Source organism: Streptomyces sp. NPDC001594, from assembly GCF_042893675.1.
GTDB lineage: Bacteria > Actinomycetota > Actinomycetes > Streptomycetales > Streptomycetaceae > Streptomyces.
This window is the reverse complement of the sequence record NZ_JBIAVB010000018.1, coordinates 102672-120942: the sequence shown is the minus strand read 5'-3', so window position 1 is coordinate 120942 and position 18271 is coordinate 102672. Positions and strand designations below refer to the sequence as shown.

General features: G+C 71.1%; 15 protein-coding genes. 13 read left to right on the top strand and 2 right to left on the bottom strand.

From position 1 onward, the window contains the following. Nucleotides 1-319 precede the first annotated feature (319 nt). The 12 genes from ACFY0O_RS30850 (at nt 320) to ACFY0O_RS30795 (ending at nt 15988) form a co-directional block, all read left to right on the top strand. Nucleotides 320-1246 carry an FAD binding domain-containing protein gene (locus ACFY0O_RS30850; protein WP_388952710.1) on the top strand — a complete coding sequence of 309 codons (927 nt, stop codon included), beginning with the start codon at nt 320-322 and terminating at the stop codon, nt 1244-1246. Then, nucleotides 1243-4053 (top strand): 2Fe-2S iron-sulfur cluster-binding protein, encoded by a 2811-nt coding sequence (locus tag ACFY0O_RS30845; protein WP_388952708.1) that lies wholly within the window; start codon nt 1243-1245, stop codon nt 4051-4053. The genes ACFY0O_RS30850 and ACFY0O_RS30845 overlap by 4 nt, the downstream gene beginning before the upstream one ends. A gap of 35 nt (nt 4054-4088) precedes the next feature. Beyond that, nucleotides 4089-6419: a xanthine dehydrogenase family protein molybdopterin-binding subunit gene (locus ACFY0O_RS30840; protein ID WP_388952830.1), complete on the top strand. Its 2331-nt coding sequence runs from the start codon at nt 4089-4091 to the stop codon at nt 6417-6419. A 107-nt stretch (nt 6420-6526) separates the two neighbouring features. After that, nucleotides 6527-7054, top strand: coding sequence for a hypothetical protein (locus tag ACFY0O_RS30835; protein WP_388952705.1), 528 nt, complete (start codon nt 6527-6529; stop codon nt 7052-7054). Continuing rightward, nucleotides 7054-8466 (top strand): WXG100 family type VII secretion target, encoded by a 1413-nt coding sequence (locus ACFY0O_RS30830; RefSeq protein WP_388952703.1) that lies wholly within the window; start codon nt 7054-7056, stop codon nt 8464-8466. Before ACFY0O_RS30835 ends, ACFY0O_RS30830 begins: the two co-directional genes overlap by 1 nt. A 21-nt stretch (nt 8467-8487) precedes the next feature. Continuing rightward, entirely contained in the window at nt 8488-9678 is a 1191-nt protein-coding gene (gene mycP / locus ACFY0O_RS30825) for a type VII secretion-associated serine protease mycosin (protein WP_388952700.1), read from the top strand. A gap of 23 nt (nt 9679-9701) precedes the next feature. Next, nucleotides 9702-9872: a hypothetical protein gene (locus ACFY0O_RS30820; protein WP_388952697.1), complete on the top strand. Its 171-nt coding sequence runs from the start codon at nt 9702-9704 to the stop codon at nt 9870-9872. After that, entirely contained in the window at nt 9872-11287 is a 1416-nt protein-coding gene (locus ACFY0O_RS30815; RefSeq protein ID WP_388952693.1) for a WXG100 family type VII secretion target, read from the top strand. Before ACFY0O_RS30820 ends, ACFY0O_RS30815 begins: the two co-directional genes overlap by 1 nt. 20 nt (nt 11288-11307) lie before the next feature. After that, nucleotides 11308-12495, top strand: coding sequence for a type VII secretion-associated serine protease mycosin (gene mycP / locus ACFY0O_RS30810; RefSeq protein WP_388952690.1), 1188 nt, complete (start codon nt 11308-11310; stop codon nt 12493-12495). Between the two features lie 31 nt (nt 12496-12526). Then, the gene (locus ACFY0O_RS30805) at nt 12527-12937 is read left to right on the top strand and encodes a hypothetical protein (protein WP_388952687.1); all 411 of its coding nucleotides are present in this window, start codon (nt 12527-12529) and stop codon (nt 12935-12937) included. A gap of 16 nt (nt 12938-12953) precedes the next feature. Next, entirely contained in the window at nt 12954-15305 is a 2352-nt protein-coding gene (locus ACFY0O_RS30800) for a hypothetical protein (RefSeq protein WP_388952685.1), read from the top strand. 104 nt (nt 15306-15409) lie between these two features. Further along, the gene (locus tag ACFY0O_RS30795) at nt 15410-15988 is read left to right on the top strand and encodes a hypothetical protein (RefSeq protein WP_388952683.1); all 579 of its coding nucleotides are present in this window, start codon (nt 15410-15412) and stop codon (nt 15986-15988) included. A gap of 292 nt (nt 15989-16280) precedes the next feature. On the opposite strand, the gene ACFY0O_RS30790 is transcribed toward ACFY0O_RS30795, so the two are convergent. Together ACFY0O_RS30790 and ACFY0O_RS30785 are read right to left on the bottom strand one after the other, a co-directional pair. Further along, the gene (locus ACFY0O_RS30790) at nt 16281-16808 is read right to left on the bottom strand and encodes an AAA family ATPase (protein WP_388952680.1); all 528 of its coding nucleotides are present in this window, start codon (nt 16806-16808) and stop codon (nt 16281-16283) included. Next, on the bottom strand, nt 16805-17563 hold the full coding sequence (locus ACFY0O_RS30785) for a GntR family transcriptional regulator (RefSeq protein WP_388952677.1): 759 nt from the start codon (nt 17561-17563) through the stop codon (nt 16805-16807). Before ACFY0O_RS30785 ends, ACFY0O_RS30790 begins: the two co-directional genes overlap by 4 nt. A 443-nt stretch (nt 17564-18006) precedes the next feature. Here ACFY0O_RS30785 and ACFY0O_RS30780 point away from each other — a divergent pair, with 443 nt between their 5' ends. Continuing rightward, on the top strand, nt 18007-18255 hold the full coding sequence (locus tag ACFY0O_RS30780; protein WP_388952674.1) for a hypothetical protein: 249 nt from the start codon (nt 18007-18009) through the stop codon (nt 18253-18255). Nucleotides 18256-18271 lie beyond the last annotated feature (16 nt).

Here is an 18271-nt window from a genome sequence, read left to right as displayed (position 1 = left end):
TCCGGGGGAAAACGGACGTTCGGGTCGGTGTCGTACGAAGGCGGTACGGGCGGGGCGGGCGGCGTCCCGAGGCGGTCCGGCCGCGGGGCGCCGCCGGGGCCCGGACGGCGTGAAAAGTGCGTGGCGGGCGGGTGTGCGGAAGGTGTCCCGGCCCCCCGCCGCCCCGCCCCGGACGGCCGGGGCGGTTGGTACCCGGGAGACCCTCGCGCCGGGCGGTCCCGAAGATGTGCCAGAGTTGCCACGTCCCGGCGGTGAGCACGTACCGTACGGCGGACAGGCGTGAGCGCCAGGACCGGGACATCGGGAAGGGGCAGCTGGGTTGACCACGCACGCACCGCGCACACCGCATTCGGCTCAGGGGCCGCACACCCCGCACGGGTCGCCGGGGCAGGCGGCGCAGTCCGTGATGCTGCCGGCCTCGCTCGACGAGGCCGTCGCGGCGCTCGCCGCCATGCCCGCGGCCGTCCCGGTGGCCGGCGGTACCGACCTCATGGCAGCCGTCAACGCCGGACTGCTGCGGCCGGCCGCGCTGGTGGGCCTCGGGCGGATCAGCGAGATCCGCGGCTGGCAGTACCAGGACGGGCACGCACTGCTCGGCGCCGGCCTGACGCACGCCCGGATGGGGCGGCCGGATTTCGCCGCTCTGATCCCGGCGCTGGCCGCGGCCGCGCGGGCGGCCGGCCCGCCGCAGATCCGCAACGCCGGCACCCTGGGCGGCAACATCGCGACGGCCGCCCCGACCGGTGACGCGCTGCCCGTGCTGGCCGCGCTGGAGGCGGTGCTGGTCATCGTCGGCCCCGGCGGCTCGCAGCGCGAGATCCCCGTCTCCCACCTGCTCGCCGGACGGGAGATGCTGCGCCCGGGCGAACTGATCGGTTTCGTGCGGGTGCCGCTGCTGCACGCCCCGCAGGTGTTCCTGAAGGCCACGGGGCGGACGGGACCGGGGCGTGCGGTGGCCTCCGTGGGGCTCGTGCTGGATCCCGCGCGCCGGGGCGTGCGGTGCGCGATCGGCGCGGTGGCCCCGATGCCGCTGCGGCCGCTGGAGGCCGAGCAGTGGGTGGCCTCGCTGATCGACTGGGACGGGGACCGCAGTCTGGCCCCGGAGGCCCTGGAGGCCTTCGGCGAGTACGTCGCGGCGGCGTGCGTGCCCGACCAGGGGCAGCAGGTCTCCGCCGGAGTACTGCATCTGCGGCGCACCGTCGCCGTGCTGGCGCGCAGGGCCCTGGGGAGGGCGCTGACCTCATGAGTGAGAACGAGAACGTGAGCGGAACGACCGGGGACACGGGGAACACTGGCCACGCGGGGAACACGGGCCACACGGGGAACGGCGGCGTCGCGGACGCGGGCGGGGGCGCCGGCTGGGGCTGGGAGCCGGTGCCGCACGGGAGCGACTACGACTCCGACGCCACCGCCTTCGTGCAGCTGCCGCAGGACATGCTGGACGCGCTCGACACCGGCGAGCCCCTCGCGGCGCCCGGGCACGGCTTCGTGCCGCCCCCGATGATCATGCCGCTGGGCTCGTCCGGCAGTACGGACCCCAGCGCCACCGGCACCTGGACGATGTCGGCCCAGTGGCCCGACGCGGGCGGCTCGGCCGGACAGGCCCCGGCCGCCGACGCGGCGGCCCCGGCCCGGGCGCCGATCCCGGCGTCGATCCCGCTCCCGGCGTCGGTGGCGGCCGCCTTCGCGGCGGCCGAGCCGGAGGCGCACGCGGAGTTCCACGGCGGCGCGCGGCCGGACACCGCGCACGCGGGGACGCAGCCGGGCTCCCGCCTGGCCTCCCACGCGGGGGCCCACGGGACGGCGCAGCACGCGGAGTCCGGCGGGGATCTGGGGCACGCGGGGCATGTGGGGCACGCGGAGTTCGTGGGGCATGGGGGTCACGCGGGGCAGGTAGGACACGCGGGGCAGGTGGGTCACGCGGGGCACGGGGAGTCCGTGCGGTTCGCGGAGCCGGGGGAGTTCGCGGGGCAGGCGGAGTTCGAGGGGCACGCGGAGTTCGTCGAGCGCGCCGAGTTCGTGGAGCGCGCGGAACCCGTGGGGTTCGCTGAGCAGCGGCACGTGCAGCACTACCCCGACCCGCACGCCGGGGCCGATTCCGGGGCGACGGCCGAGTGGCAGTTCCCCGAGGCGCTGCACCGGGACGAGGAGTCCTCGGCCACCGGGCACTGGACGCTGCCGGCCGACCTCCGGGGCGGCGGCGCGGGTACCGACGCCGGTGGTGCGGGTTCGGGCGCCGGTGCGGGTGTGGATGCCCGTGGTGTGGATGTGGATGCCGGTGCGGGTGTGGGCCCGGACGGAGCTGGGGTCGGGTTCGGCCAGGGTGCCGGGAGTGGTGCCGGTGCCGGGCACGGTGGTGCCGGGCACGGTGGTGCCGGGCATGGCGGTGCCGGGCATGGCGGTGAGGTGTCCGGCGGGACCGGGGAGTTCCGGGTCGGCGGGGCGGACGGTGGCTGGGGCCAGGCCCCGGCGGCGCTGCCGGGCGGGGCCCAGGCCCCCTGGGCGGCGCCCGGGCTGCCGGGCGGGCCGGATGCGGAGGGCGTGGCGGCCGCGGCCGGGACGCCGATGAGCGCCGGGGTGCTGCCGGGCGGCGGTGCCCCGGGGCCGCAGGGTGCCGGAGCCCCGGTGCCGGGGCGCGGGCCGAGGGTGCTGGGCGGTCCCGGGGTCGGGACCCCGCTCCCCGAGGGCTACCCCCAGGCCGGGCCGGAGCCCGAGTCCGTGCTGGACGCCGCCCCGGACATCGAGGCCTCGCACGGCCACGGCCCGGCGCAGCCCCCGGCCGGGGACGAGCGGCCGCGGCCGGCGGAGGCCGAGGGCGCCGACGCCGCGCCGGGGGAGGGGTCCGCCCCCGCCCCGGTACCGGGCGGGACGGACGGGCACGGCTTCGCGGTGGGGGCCGGTGCCCCCGCCGGAGCGGAGGCCGCGCCCGCGCCGGGTGAGGACACCGCCGACAGCGCCCCGCCGGCCCCGGCCGGGCACGACACCGGGGAGTTCCCGCTCGGGGAGGCGTCGTACGAGGAGGAACGGCAGCCCGCCGTCGCCCATCACGAGCACCCCTCCGCTTCGTACGTCCTGCGCGTCAACGGCGCCGACCGGCCCGTCACCGGCGCCTGGATCGGCGAGTCCCTGCTCTACGTGCTGCGCGAGCGGCTCGGCCTGGCCGGCGCCAAGGACGGCTGCTCCCAGGGCGAGTGCGGGGCCTGCGCCGTGCAGGTCGACGGGCGGCTCGTCGCCTCCTGCCTGGTCCCGGCGGCGACCGCGGCCGGGTCCGAGGTGCGCACGGTCGAGGGTCTCGCGCAGGGCGGGGAACTCTCGGACGTGCAGCAGGCGTTGTGCAGGTCGGGCGGGGTGCAGTGCGGGTTCTGCGTGCCCGGCATGGCCATGACCATCCATGACCTGCTGGAGGGCAACCACGCTCCCAGCGAGCTGGAGACCCGCCAGGCGCTGTGCGGCAACCTCTGCCGCTGCTCCGGCTACAAGGGCGTCATCGAGGCGGTCCGCGAGGTCATCGCCGAGCGCGAGACCACCGCGGCACAGGCCTCGGAAGCCGCGGCCCAGGCCCCCGCGGAGGGGTTCATCCCGCACCAGGCGCAGCCCGGCGAGGGCGGCGTGCACGGCTTCGACGCCCCGGCCCCGGGCCCCGGCGGGACCTTCGGGGGCAACGGCTTCGACCCCTCGGGCGCGTTCGACGCGCCGGCCGCCTTCGACGCGGGCGTTCCCGGCCCGAACGGAACCCTCGGCGGCAACGGCTTCGACGCCTCGGGCGCGTTCGCGGCGGCCCCGGGCCCGGGCCCGGACGGCACGTTCGGCGGCAACGGGTTCGACACCTCCGCCATGACCGCGCACGCCGGAGGCTTCGACGCGTTCGACGCCCTCGACACGACGGGCGCCCTCGGCATCCCGGGCACCCCCGGCGCGACCGGCGGCCCGGCCCCCGCGCCGCACGGGTTCGACGGGGCCCCCGGAGCTCACGACCCCCACGGCAGCAACGGCACCAACGGCACCAACGGCAGCGGATTCGACGGGATCCACCACAACGGAGGCATGGCGTGAGCGGGCAGGACGCGGCCACGGCGACGACCACGACCATGACCACGGCGACGCTCAACGTCGGCGCCGGGACCGACGGCGACGGTGACGGCGGCGGCAACGGCGACCCGCAGCGCCCCGCGCGCGGCATCGGAGCCTCCGTCCCCTCGGCGGACACCCGTGCCAAGACCGAGGGCACCTTCCCCTACGCCGCCGACCTGTGGGCCGAGGGCCTGCTGTGGGCCGCCGTGCTGCGCTCCCCGCACGCCCACGCCCGCATCCGCTCCATCGACACCTCGGCCGCCGCCGAGATGCCGGGCGTGCGGGCCGTCATCACCCACGCCGACGTCCCCGGCGCCACCACCCACGGCCGCCGCATCGCCGACCGGCCGGTCTTCGCCCACGACGTCGTGCGCCACCACGGCGAGCCCATCGCCGCCGTGGCCGCCGACCACCCCGACACGGCCCGCCTCGCCGCCGCCGCCATCGCCGTCGAGTACGAGCTCCTCGACGCCGTCACCGACCCCGAGCAGTCCTTCGGCGCCGCCCCGCTCCACCCGGACGGCAACCTGATCCGGCACATCCCGCTGCGCTACGGCGACCCGGACGTGACGGGCGAGGTGGTCGTCGAGGGCCTCTACCGCATCGGCCGCCAGGACCCGGCCCCCATCGGCGCCGAGGCCGGCCTCGCCGTGCCCCGCCCCGACGGCGGCGTCGAGCTCTACACCGCCTCCACCGACCCGCACACCGACCGCGACCTCGCCGCCGCCTGCTTCGGCCTCGCCCCGGACCGCGTGCGCGTCGTCGTCACCGGCGTCCCCGGCGCCACCGCCGACCGCGAGGACCCCGCCTTCCAGCTCCCGCTGGGCCTCCTCGCCCTGCGCACCGGCTGCCCGGTCAAGCTGGCCGCCACCCGCGAGGAGTCGTTCCTCGGCCACGCCCACCGCCACCCGACCCTGCTGCGCTACCGCCACCACGCGGACGCCGGGGGCCGGCTGCTCAAGGTCGAGGCGCAGATCCTGATGGACGCCGGCGCCTACGCCGACGCCTCGGCCGAGTCCCTGGCGGCGGCGGTGGCCTTCGCGTGCGGCCCGTACGTCGTCCCGCACGCCTTCGTGGAGGGCTGGGCGGTCCGCACGAACAACCCGCCCTCCGGCCACGTGCGCGGCGAGGGCGCCATGCAGGTCTGCGCGGCCTACGAGGGCCAGATGGACAAACTCGCGGCCGCCCTCGGCATCGACGGCGCGGAGCTGCGCCTGCGCAACGTCCTGGCCACCGGCGACCTCCTGCCCACCGGCCAGACGGTGACCTGCCCGGCCCCGGTCGCCGAACTCCTGCGCTCCGTCCGCGACTTCCCCCTCCCCTCCCTCCCCAAGGACACCCCGGAGGAGGACTGGCTGCTGCCCGGCGGCCCCGAGGGCGCGGGCGAGCCCGGCGCGGTGCGGCGCGGGGTCGGCTACGGCGTGGGCATGGTCCACATGCTCGGCGCGGAGGGCGCCGACGAGGTGTCGACCGCGACCGTGAAGGTGGCCGACGGCACCGCCACCGTCATCTGCGCGGCCGTCGACACCGGCCAGGGCTTCGCGACCCTCGCCCGCCAGATCGTCCAGGAGGTGCTGGGCATCGACGAGGTGACCTGCGCCCCCGTCGACACCGACCAGCCGCCGGCGGGCCCCTCCGCCCACGGCCGCCACACCTGGGTCTCGGGCGGCGCCGTCGAGCGGGCCGCGAAGATGGTCCGTACGCAGCTCCTCCAGCCGATGGCCCACCAGCTCGGCATGTCCACCGAACTCCTCCAGATCCAGGACGGCCGGATCACGTCGTACGACGGCGCCTTCTCCCTCCCGGTGGCGGAGGCCATAGAGGGCAAGGAGCTCTGGGCCACGGCCCAGTGCCGCCCGCACCCCACGGAGCCGCTGGACGACCACGGCCAGGGCGACGCTTTCGTGGGCCTGGCCTTCTGCGCGATCCGCGCGGTGGTCGACGTGGACATCGAACTCGGCACGGTCCGGGTGGTGGAGCTGGCCGTCGCGCAGGACGTGGGCCGCGTCCTCAACCCCCGCCAGCTGGAGGCCCGCATCGAAGCGGGCGTCACCCAGGGCGTCGGCGCGGCCCTGACGGAGAACCTCCGCTCGGTCGCCGGCCTGGTCCGCCACCCCGACCTGACGGGCTACCCCCTGCCCACGTCCCTGGACGCCCCGGCGGTGCGGATCGTCCGCCTGGTGGAGGAACGGGACGTCGTCGCCCCCTTCGGGGCGAAGGCCGCGAGCGCGGTCCCGGTGGTGACGACCCCGGCGGCGGTGGCGTCGGCGGTGCGCGCGGCGACGGGGCGGCCGGTGAACAGGATCCCGATCCGGCCATCGGCGGCGGTGGCGGCGCCCAACTCGTAGCGGCCTGCCCCACCTTGCCGTCGGTGCCCTTCGTTAGAGTGGGATGACACGGGGGACGCGCGCGTGCGAACGGGTGCGGACGGGGACGGGAAGTGGGGGAGGCCATCGTGGCAACGGAGAACGCCCTGGGGCTGCTGGGCGGCGGCGACATCGCCGGGGGCGTGGCGGACGCGGTGATGCGCCAGGCGAAGGCGCTCGAGGTCGAGTACGAATCGCTGACGGGCGCCAAGAACCGGGTCGACGCCCTGCTGAAGACCCTGGACGGCTCGGCGGCGGACGCGGGCAGGCTCGCCCACAGCACCCTCCCGGCCGGCACCCTCGGCAAGGGCTTCGCCGAGGCGGAAGCCCTGTTCAAGGCGTACGACACGGTCCACAACGAGCTCCAGAAGCTGTCGAAGGGCCTGGCCGGACAGATCGAGGCCCTCGGCATCGCCATCCAGACGGCGGGCAAGGGCTACGCGGGTGTGGACGAGGACACGCAGGCGAGGATGCGGGCGCTGATCAGGCGCTCGAAGGAGGAGTACGTGGAGGACCGCGACCCCCTGGTCCAGCAGCGGAAGGAAGCCGAGAAGCGGCAGCAGGGCTCCTCCGCCCCGTCCACCCCGGCTCCGAGCACGTCGAAGGGCACGATCTGATGGCGACGACGAACTTCGAGGGCTACTCGCACGAGCAGTTGCTCGCGATGATCGACTCCCTGGACCCGGAGACGGTCAAGGCGCGCGCGACGCAGCTGGCGGACGCGGCGAAGGCGCTCAACGAGATTGGTGACAGCCTCAAGAACCACCAGGTCAAGGGCTGGGAGGGCGAGGCGGCGCACGCCTATCAGGACTGGGTGAGCCGCGCGGGCAGCGCGACGCTGACGCTGGGCAAGTACAGCGACGTAGGCAGCCAGTGGATGCAACATGCCGCCCAGACGATGGTGGAAGTCAAGGCCAACACCCCGAAGTACGACCAGGGCGCGGCCGACAACCTGGAGGCGTCGCGCAAGTACCACAACGATCCGGACGCCCAGCAGATCGGCCAGAAGGCCAACGCCAAACTGACGGCCGACCACGAACAGGCAGTCCAACAACTGACAAAACTGGCCCAGTCCTACGACTGGTCAGCAACCCAACTAACCACCGCCCAGCCGCCGACGTTCCCGGCTCCGCCGCCGGACTTTGACCCGCCAGCAAGGGCGGTGGGGCAGGATTCCGATATTGCACGAGGCGGAGATGCTTCTGCAGGCGCTGGGGTGGGTTCTTCGTACCGGGGCGCAGGGGCCTCGTTCAGTCCCACCTCGAACGGGCTCAGCCAGGGTTCCGTCCAGCCTCCTCTTCCGGACCACGCCCTGCCTACCGTGCCGGGGCCGCTCCTGTCGCCGGGGCTTTCTGTCGGTGGCGTGGACGTAGACCTTGACCATGTCACAACCCTTCCGGACAAGACGCTTCCTCCGACCCCCAGTCCGCCTATTGGACCCGGGCTGGGTATTCCTGGCGGGAACCCACCCAGCGGTCCCGTACCGCCTCTGGTGATGCCGCCAGTCGGTGGAATGCCATCGTTGGGTGGCGGCTCGCTGCCCATAACGCGGACTCCTGCTGGTGGTAAGGCTGGTGGCATCTCGGTTTCCACACCGCGCGATACCGGCATCATGGGTGGGAGGCAGATCACCACTGGTGGACCCGGTGCGGGAATTCCGCGAGGCACGGTCATCGGATCCGAGGGCCTGCACGCGGGTAGTGGCCGGGGGATGCCAGGCGTGATGGGTGGCGGCTTCGGTGGTGCGCACGGCGCTTCAGGCAGTCCGGCGACTGGCCGCAGGCTAGCCGTGGAGCCGGGAGGCGTAGTTGGAGGCCGTCAAGCAGCAGCTGGTGGGCAGCCGTTTACCCAGGGCGGATCGGGTCTTGTTCGCAATGGGTCGGGCGGCGGGGCGGTGGGCCATGGAGCTTCTTCCCAGGGTCCGAGCAGACGGCGTGGAGGTCAGAGCGATGCCCGTCCTGATTACCTGGCCGAGGATGAAGAGACCTGGCAGGACAGCCGTCGCGTTGTTCCACCGGTGATCGACTGAGCAGAACGGACATTGCACGGGATGCGCATGCGGAAGGCGATCGCGGCCCTGGTGGGTCTGCTGTTGGGTGGGGTCGCCGTGACCCCAGCCCACGCGGAGACGGTCCGATCCAAGCAGTGGCACCTCGATGCCATGAAAGCCGACGACATCTGGAAAATCAGCATAGGCAAGGGTGTCGCTGTTGCAGTGATCGACACTGGCGTCGCTCGCATCCCCGAACTTGACGGGCAGGTGCTGCCCGGCAAGGATTTTGCGCCGGACACGATCGAGGGTGACGAGCGAACGGACTACAAGGGCCACGGCACGACTATGGCGGCAATTATCGCGGGCACAGGGAAGGGGCCTGGCGGGGTGGAGAGCGCCTTCGGGCTGGCTCCTGGTGCGAAGATTATTCCGTTGCGTGTCGATCTCAACGGAAATGGAATTTCGCGGAACGCGACGCTGAAGGACGCCATTCGATACGCAGCTGACTCGGATGCCCGAATCCTCAATATCTCCATGATTGGTTGGCCTGATTCGGAAGAGTTGTCCGGCGCAGTTAAGTATGCACTGGAAAAGGGGAAGTTGATCTTCGCTGGCGTCGGTAATGATGCCGCGCGTGAGATCTACTTTCCGGCCGGGACGCCTGGAGTGGTGGGCGTTGCAGCCGTCGACGCGGATGGTGCGGCAACCAAGGAGTCGGAGCACAATGCCTCGGTCGACATGGCTGCCCCCGGGGCGGGCATCGTCACTGCATGCAGTGGTAGCACGGGGCTCTGCAACAGCCACGGCACCAGCGACGCCACAGCCCTGGCCTCCGCCTCCGCCGCCCTCCTCTGGTCCGCCCACCCCACCTGGACCAACAACCAGGTCCTCCGGGTCCTCCTCAACACCGCCGGCAAGCCCGTCGACGGTGTCGAGCGCAACGACTACATCGGCTACGGCGTCGTCCGCCCCCGCGTCGCCCTCCCCACCCCGGGCGACCCCGGTCCGCCGGACGTCTACCCCCTCCCCGATCTCGCGGCCGCCGGAGCGGCCGGTTCTCCCCATTCCGGAGCGAAGATCACGCCATCACCTGCGCCGAAGCCCCAGGCTGCGGTAAGCAAGGGCGACGGTGGCGGTCTGCCGTGGCTGGCCCTCGGACTCGGGGCCTGCGTCCTCATCGGTGGAGCCGTCACCGCGGTCGTCGTGCGCCGGGCCAAGGGCGGAGCGCACGGGACGTCCCAGCCCTGACGGCGGGCAAGGGCTACGCGGGAGTGGACGAGGACACGCAGGCGAGGATGTGGGCGCTGATCAGGCGCTCGAAGGAGGAGTACGTGGAGGACCGCGACCCCCTGGTCCAGCAGCGGAAGGAAGCCGAGAAGCGGCGGCAGGGTTCCTCCGCCCCGTCCACCCCGGCTCCGAGTACGTCGAAGGGCACGATCTGATGGCGACGACGAACTTCGAGGGTTACTCGCACGAGCAGTTGCTCGCGATGATCGACTCCCTCGACCCGGAGACGGTCAAGGCGCGGGCGACGCAGTTGGCGGACGCGGCGAAGGCGCTGAACGAGATTGGTGACAGCCTCAAGAACCACCAGGTCAAGGGCTGGGAGGGCGAGGCGGCGCACGCCTATCAGGACTGGGTGAGCCGCGCTGGCAGCGCGACGCTGACGCTGGGCAAGTACAGCGACGTGGGCAGCCAGTGGCTGACGCACGCGGCCCAGACGATGGTCGAGGTGAAGGCCAACACCCCGAAGTACGACCAGGGGGCGGCCGACAACCTGGAGGCGTCCCGCAAGTACCACAACGACCCGGACGCCCAGCAGATCGGCCAGAAGGCCAACGCCAAACTGACGGCCGACCACGAACGGGCGGTTCAGCAACTGACGAAGCTAGCCCAGTCGTACGAATGGTCGGCAACACAGCTGAGCAGCGCGCAGCCCCCGACGTTCCCTCCGCCGTCGCCGGAGTTCGATCCTGGCGAGGGGCGGCACGGCGCTTCCGACACGGCTCGCCCGGGCGAAGGTTCCTCCATCCCTCAGGACTACTCAGGCAGTCCTACGTATGCGGCGTCGGGATCTGGCGCGGGAGTATCGCACCAACTGGACGGAGTCGCTAGTGGTCCTTCCCGGAACAACAACTCTCTGTCCCCGACCATCGGGACAGCACCCATGAATCCCCCGGTCATCCCGGACCTGGGTGTGGGCGTAGACCTTGACCAAGTTGCCACCCTTCCGGGCAAGAGTTTGCCGCCGACCGCTGGCCTGCCCGTTGGGCAAGGACATAACCCCCCTGGTGCTGGGTGGAACCCTCCCGGTGTGCCGGTCCCGCCTCTAACGCTTCCGCCGACCAGTGGGTCACTGCCGGTCACACGACCTCCTGTTGGTATCGGGGGCAAGGTGGGCGGCATTCCGGTGCCGCCCCCGCGCGAGACTGGGATCGTAGGCGGTCGGCCGGTTGCCACCGGCGGACCCAGTGCGGGTATCCCGCGCGGCACGGTCATCGGTGCGGAAGGACCGCACGCGGGTGGCGGCCGTGGGATGCCCGGCATGATGGGTGGTGGCTTCGGCAGTCCGCATGGCGCGCCCGGCACTCCGGCTGCTGGCCGTCGACTGGCCATGGAGCCGGGTGGCGTTGTCGGTGGCCGTCAGGTCGCCGCTGGCGGCCAGTCGTTTACCCAGGGTGGTTCGGGCCTCGTGCGCAGTGGGGCGGGTGCTGGCACGGTGGGTCATGGCGGCGCCGCTCCCCAGGGTTCGAGCAGGCAGCGTGGAGGCCAGAGGGGCGATCGCCCCGACTATCTGGCTGAGGATGAAGAGACCTGGCAGGGCAACCGTCGCGTTGTGCCGCCGGTGATCGACTGAGCGGGACGGATATTGCACGGATGCGTATGCGCAAGGCGACCTCGCCCTTGGTGGGCCTGCTGCTCGCTGGGGTCGCCGCGACTCCAGCACACGCGCAGACCATTCGAGAGAAGCAATGGCACCTCGATGCCATGAAAGCCGACGACATCTGGAAGATCAGCACCGGCAGGGGCGTCACTGTCGCCGTGATCGATTCGGGTGTTGCACGGATCCCTGAGCTCGAGGGGCAGGTTCTACCTGGCAAGGACTTCGCGGCCGGCAGCGAGGGATACGAGGGGGACGAGCGGAACGACTACGGCAACCACGGCACTGGGATTGCTGCAATCATTGCTGGATCTGGCAAGCATCCGAGCGGTGACGGCGCATACGGACTGGCCCCCGGTGCCAAGATCCTCCCGATTCGGGTGCCGCGAGAGATGAGCAGGTCTACACCGTCATGGAGTCCTGCCATCCGGTATGCCGCAGATTCGGAGGCCAAGATCATCAATATCTCTTTGGGGAAAGCCGGATCGGCTGAGGATGATCGGGAGCGTTCCGAGGCCGTCAGGTATGCCCTTTCCAAAGGGAAGCTGATCTTCGCGGCCGTGGGTAATGATGGCGATACGGTCAACCAGATTGAGTACCCCGGCGCCACACCTGGGGTTGTGGGTGTGGGAGCCATCGGCTCCGACGGCGGCGCGACCAAGGAGTCGCAGCATGGGCCGCAAGTTGACATGTCTGCCCCTGGCGTCGACATTGTCGCGGCCTGCTCAGGCAAGACGGGTCTCTGCACGAGCCACGGCACCAGCGACGCCACAGCTCTGACTTCCGCCTCCGCCGCCCTCCTCTGGTCCGCCCACCCCACCTGGACCAACAACCAGGTCCTCCGCGTCCTCCTCAACACCGCCGGTAAGCCCGTCGACGGTGTCGAGCGCAACGACTACATCGGCTACGGCGTCGTCCGCCCCCGCGTCGCCCTGCCCACTCCCGGCGACCCCGGGCCGCCGGACGTCTACCCCCTGCCCGATCTCGCGGCGGCGGCAGCCAAGGACACGCCCGTTCCCTCGACCGGAGGAAAGATCACCCCGTCGCAGGCGCCGCAGGCCGCCCCTGCGGTAGACAAGAGCGACGGCCGCAGCTGGACCTGGATCGCCCTCGGGCTCGGGGCCTGCGTGCTCATCGGTGGTGCCGTGACGGCGGTCGTCGTACGCAGGGCGGCCCGCCGCTGACCTGAACCCGCACGGGAGTGGAGCGCACGGGATGTCCTTCGACGAGGAATGGGCCGCCGCGCGCGCCACGGCCACTGCCAACGCCTCCATGCGGCTCAACCAGGCCCCCGCCGCCTCCGGTGCCGACCTCGCGCTCAACCAGGACCACATCGGAGCCATCGGCAGCGAGGCGTACAAGCTCCACTCCCGCCTCCAGACCGCCGGTAAGCACGCCGCCACCGCCTCCGCCGAGGCGGCAGGCGCGCTCTCGAGGGAGGGCTTCGCCAGCGGGGCGGCCCTCGCCAAGGCGAACTCGCGCTGGGAGAGCCAGGTCAAGACCCTCGTCGCCGCCTGCGCCCAGATCTCCAACGGGCTCAACTACTCGCTCTCCTCCCACGCCAAGGAGGAGCAGCAGCTCTACGCCGAGTTCACTTCGTCCAAGATCGACGAGTACCTCAAGTAGGGGAGGGCGCGCGGTAGTGCTGACGTACGAGAATGTCCTGAACGCCCCGATCGACAAGCTCGCCACCGCCCTGCGCGACTGGCAGGCGATGGTGGCCAAGCTGGAGGAGCTGGCCGAGGCCGCCCGTAGCGGGATGAAGGTCAAGTCCGACCGGGCCGAATGGAGCGGGGTCACCGCAGGGGTGGCGCGGCCGTTCGTCGACAAGACGGCCAAGGAGTTCCAGGATGCGGCCAAAGAGGCCAAGGGCGTCCAGCAAGCGCTCAGCCAGAGCCACGACGCCTTCAAGTCCTCCCGCGACCAGCTGAAGAAGATCGCTGAGGAGGAGGCCCCCGCCGCCGGCTTCCGCGTCGACGCCAAGGGGAAGGTCACGCCGGTACCCCTCGACTCCGCTGCGGACCGCAACACGGCTCGGCACGACCTCGACTACCAGCAGTCCCTCCGAGCCAACCAGGGGCTGTGGCAGGCGAAGGTCGACGCCCTCGTCGACGCCTGCGACGACGTCGACCAGTCCCTTGCCCGCCTCCTCAACGCCAATGTCGCCGAGGACCACAACTTCAGCGGCCCGAAGTACTCCAGCCTCGCCGCCGAACAGGCCGGCCGTGCGACCGACCTCGCGAGGAAGGGGCGCGACCTCTCGCACGCCGAGCTGACGGAGCTCAACGAGCTGCTGGCCGACAACGCCAAGGTCCCGGAGTTCTCGACCGCCTTCTACGGGAACCTCGGCCCCAAGGGCGCGCTCCAGTTCTTCGGCACGATGGCGACCGACACCTACGAGTACGGCAAGCTCGACGAGCAGCGGCTCAAGGACGTCCAGGAGCTCCAGAAGAACCTGGGCTTCAACCTGGCCACCGCCACCCGATCGACCACCGAACCGCACCTTCCCGACAGCTACGCGGCGGAGCTCCGCAAGCTGGGGCCCCAGCAGATCCCCCTCGCCCGCTACGACCAGAACCCGCCGTACGGGTACCAGCTGCTCGGCGGGATCATGCGCTACGGGAACTACGACCCGAAGTTCCTCGTCCCGATCGCGGAGCACGCGACGCAGATCCACGCCAGGACCCCGGACTTCTTCACCGGAACCCGCCAGCTCAACGGCTACGGCAAGAACATGCTGAACCCATCCGGGATCAACGGAGCCGGCTACGACCCGGTGGTCAGCTTCCTGGAGGCGTTGGGCCACAGCCCGGAGGCATCGGCGCAGTTCTTCGACCCGAAACGAGCACACCTGCTCTCGTACAACGACGACGGGACGGTGCGCGCGGGCGACCCCAACCTGGGCAAGGACGCCACGGGAAAGCGAGTCGAGAGCTACCTCGACTTCTTCGCCGACAAGAAGTACCACTCCGCCATCGACATGGAGGGCATGAACCCCGACGACCTGAAAAAGGTCGCCAACTACATGCCCGACGCCCTGGGACATGCCCTTGAAGCGGCCACTCTCGGCCATGCGTGGGACGACCCCCATCCCCAGCTCCGCCGGACCGAGGCGGGGGCGCACGTCATGCAAGCCGTAGCGCTGAAGTACGGCGGCGATGCCGAGCTGCTCAAGAACCACGAGGTCCTCGTGGACAGCCTGGGGAACATGACCGCCGGCTACATCGACGACGTCAACTGGGGTCTGAACAAGAACGACGGACACAGCGTTTTCGCCCCGCAAGACGGTGGCGAGCAGGGACACGCGAAGTTCGGGCGCGACGGTGCCCGTGACCTGTTGGCCGCGCTCGGCCAGCACCCGGATGCCTACGCCACCGTGTCCACCGCCGAACGCGTCTACTCCGCAAGCGTCCTGGAGAGCCAGGGCGTGCACGACGGCGTGATCGACGAGGGCCGGGCCCGGGCGACGATCCGTACCAGCGCCGCGGTGCAGGGCATCCTCGACCAATCACGGGCGGACCAGGTCAAGGGAGAGGCCGACAAGAGGCAGGAGGCGTACGAGAAGGCACACGAGCAGAGCTCCTCCTGGATCGAGTTCGGCACCACGGCCGGCATCGCGGCCGGTGTCGCCCTGCTGCCCGCCACAGCGGCCGCGGCAGGTGTGGCGGCGGTCGTCGTCCCCCTGGCCATGGACACCGGCACCGGTCTTGTGGAGCAGGCCGCCGGCCAGGTCATCGGAGAGTGGTCGGACGAGGCCAAGGAGGAACACAAGGACCACGTCGACGGCCAGACGCACGAGGCGAACAAGGCGATGTTCAAGACCGGTGAGCACAGCGCCGAGGCGCCCATGTGGGGCTTCATGGACCGCCATGACATCGATCAGACGAGCGACTTCGGCAATGACCTCATGGAGTCGATGCGCGTCGGCTATACGACCGGCAACTCCACTGCCAGCCAGCAGGGCCACGAGGCTCAGACCAAGGGTGTCGGGTGAGTTGCGGTCGGATACTGCGCATACTCGGAGGGCTGGTCCTGTTCGCCTCGGCGGCGCTGGGCTGTTCCGAGGGAACGCCGGAGCAACCGGCTGCGGTGCGGACCGTGACGAAGGTACCGGCTGATCAGGCCTGTGCCGGCCTGTTCGCCGGAGACGGCGGGGAGGCGTTGGGGCGGGTCCTCGAATCCACGGAATTCCAGCTTCGGAACGAGAAGTGGAATCCAGACGCCCGCGCCGTCGCGCAGGTGATGGAGGACGCGTACAGGTCTGGCGAGAGGATCAACGAGATGCCTCAGGCGGTCTGCGAGGTCTCGGGGTCCGACAAGGGGCAATACGTGCCGACGTTGTCGGTGCAGTTCACCGCGTACAGCCGGTACGCCGGAGATCCGGCCGACTTCCCCGGCGTGAGCGACCGGGGCGTGCGGGTTGCCTTCCGCCGGCAGAAGTTCGTGTATGTCTCCTATGACTGCGTCAGCCCCCGGGTCGGCTCCACCCCGGAAGTTCCGCTCCGGATCAAGCTGCTGCTCCACGAGGAGTGGAGCGGAAGCAAAGGCGAGGACGTCCTCCGCCCCGACTACCTGACGGTCACCCTCTCCGCCGCCCTCGCCGTGGCCAAGGAGCTCCAGTGCGTGGACGACGGCGGCCTGCCCGCCCGGGCCGGGGACCTGCCGCCGCCGGAGTGAGAGCCGACGGCGCGCCCGGCCGGAAACGGGGGAAAGGCCGCCCAGGGGATCCCCTCCCCCCGGGCGGCCTTCGGTTGCTCCCCGAGGCCGTGACCGGAATCGAACCGGCGTAACTCGCTTTGCAGGTTTGTCCGTGCTGGCTGAAGGGCGGGTCGTCGTTGTTCAACCTCGTTCGTCTCCGTACCCCCGCCCGGCGCCTGAACCGCCGTGAACGGCTCCGGACGGGGGTGAATGAGACGGAAACTGAGACGGAGTACGTCCGGTTGACCTGCGCTTCTGCCCCCCTTCGGCCTCAGGCGGGAGGGTCGTCCAGAGCGGCGATCACAGATGCCGGATCGCCGTCGTACAGGATGTGCGGTTCGTCTGTGGCTGGGGGCACGAATCTCGCGCGGTACCGCTGTAGATCGCTTTCGGAGAAGTAGATCGCGTTGGGATCACTGGCGTGGAACTCGTTGCGCTTGCTGATCCGCGCCCACAGTTCGTCATGGCTGGCGGCAAGGTAAACGAGAACGGGCGTCGCGCCGGCATCCGCTGCGATCGCACGCCACTTCGCCCGGTCCTCCGGCGTCCAAAAGCCGTGGTCAACCACGACATCGTGTCCGGCTTTGAGCTGCTTCCGCACGTCGGCTGCCACGTCTTCGAGGACGGGGCGCTCAAGCGCGGGGAAGACGCCGCGCGGGAAGTCCACCCCGTAGACGCCGTGCCGGCGGAACATCTCTTCGTCCGGGCACATCCGCACGAAACCGCGAGCGGTGAGAGTGCGGGAGAGGGTTGTCTTGCCGGAGCCGGGAAGGCCGGCCATCAGGACGCAGACCGTCACGCGGTCACCTCTGATTCCGTGCGCCATGTCCGGCCCGGGCCCCCGAGGTCCACTCCGTACTCAACGATGTTGCCCTCGCTGTCCACGAACTTGGCCGTCATCACGACTACCGGGTCCGTCGGAGGGTTGTCGGGGTCCAGCTCCAAGAGCTCTGCGTACTCCGGCGTGAGGGGGCGGGCTGAAGCGGTGTCGATGCGGTGGCTGATCGGGTGGCCGGTCACCTGGGCGATGAGCTGAAGTGACGTGCCCCCCGTCAGTCGCGTGCTCTCTGCAAGCTGGGGGATTAGCTTCCCGTATCGGGCCGGGATCCACGACGTGCTGTGCGCGACGATGCCGTGTCGGTCTCGGTACACGCGGCTGCGGCGGACCACGTCTGAGCCAGGCTGGATGTCCAGGGCCTGCGCCACGTCTTCGGGCGCGGGTACCACGGCCGCCTGGTGCGAGTCGGACCGCTCGCCTGCACCCCAGCTGGACCCGGTACGGCGTCCCCGGTCCTGCCGCTGGGACCCGGACGACATGGGGGCCGGCTGGTCGAGCACTTCGGTCCCGATACCGTGGATGCCACGGACAAGCCCCTCGTTGCGCAGCTTGCGCAGAGCCTTTTCCGCTGTCGCCGTGCTCACCTTCCACTCTTCCGACAGGTTCTTGATGCTCGGCAAGAGGGTCCCCGGCTGTAGCTGACCGGACGTGATCAGCTCCGAGTAGTGGGCGGCAATCCTCGCGTAAGGCGCCCGATTGTCGGCCTGGCCTGCCATGTTGTCCGCTCCTCACGACGACTTCCCTGGGGTTCCCTAGCTTACCGCTTGACACCGCAGGGAACCCTAGGGAACCTTAGGGATGTGCCCGCCGAGCGGTTCGCCGGACGGCGGGGGCGGGACCTCAATGCGCCTTGACTCATGGGCCGTTCGAGGTCAAGGGGCCCGGGACAGAGCGGGCCGAGGGCGCACACCGGACCCTGGTCATTCCGGAGGGCTTAGACCGAAAGGTCACGTCTCCATACGCCTTCGCCAGGACATGGCGGCTCTACCTCATACGGGAGCCGCAGTCCTGAAGGAGACATTGCACCACCCACCCACCCACCCTCGCCGCTAGCTGCGGCCGGTTGCCTCCTTCGCCCGTCCGGCGCCTTTTGGCGTCGTACGGGCGGGGCTGAGGGGAGCCGGATACCTGCTCCACCCCTTCCGAACTGGGAGAACCCATGAGCATCCGTGACGGGGAAGACCTCCCCGACCCGACGACCGTGTCCGCCGGCGAGTTGGGCCGCATCCTGCGCGACCTGGCGGGCATCGCGGACGAGCTGATCGTGCCGGTGCTGACCGAAGAGCTGCGACTCGCGCAGTACCGGCGGGTGGCCAACCTCGGCGAGTGGATCACGAAGACCGCCGACAGCCTGCACTACGACCTGGACCGCCAGGTGAACCCCGACGACGGGTTCGCCGACGACTGATCAGCCCGACGCCCGG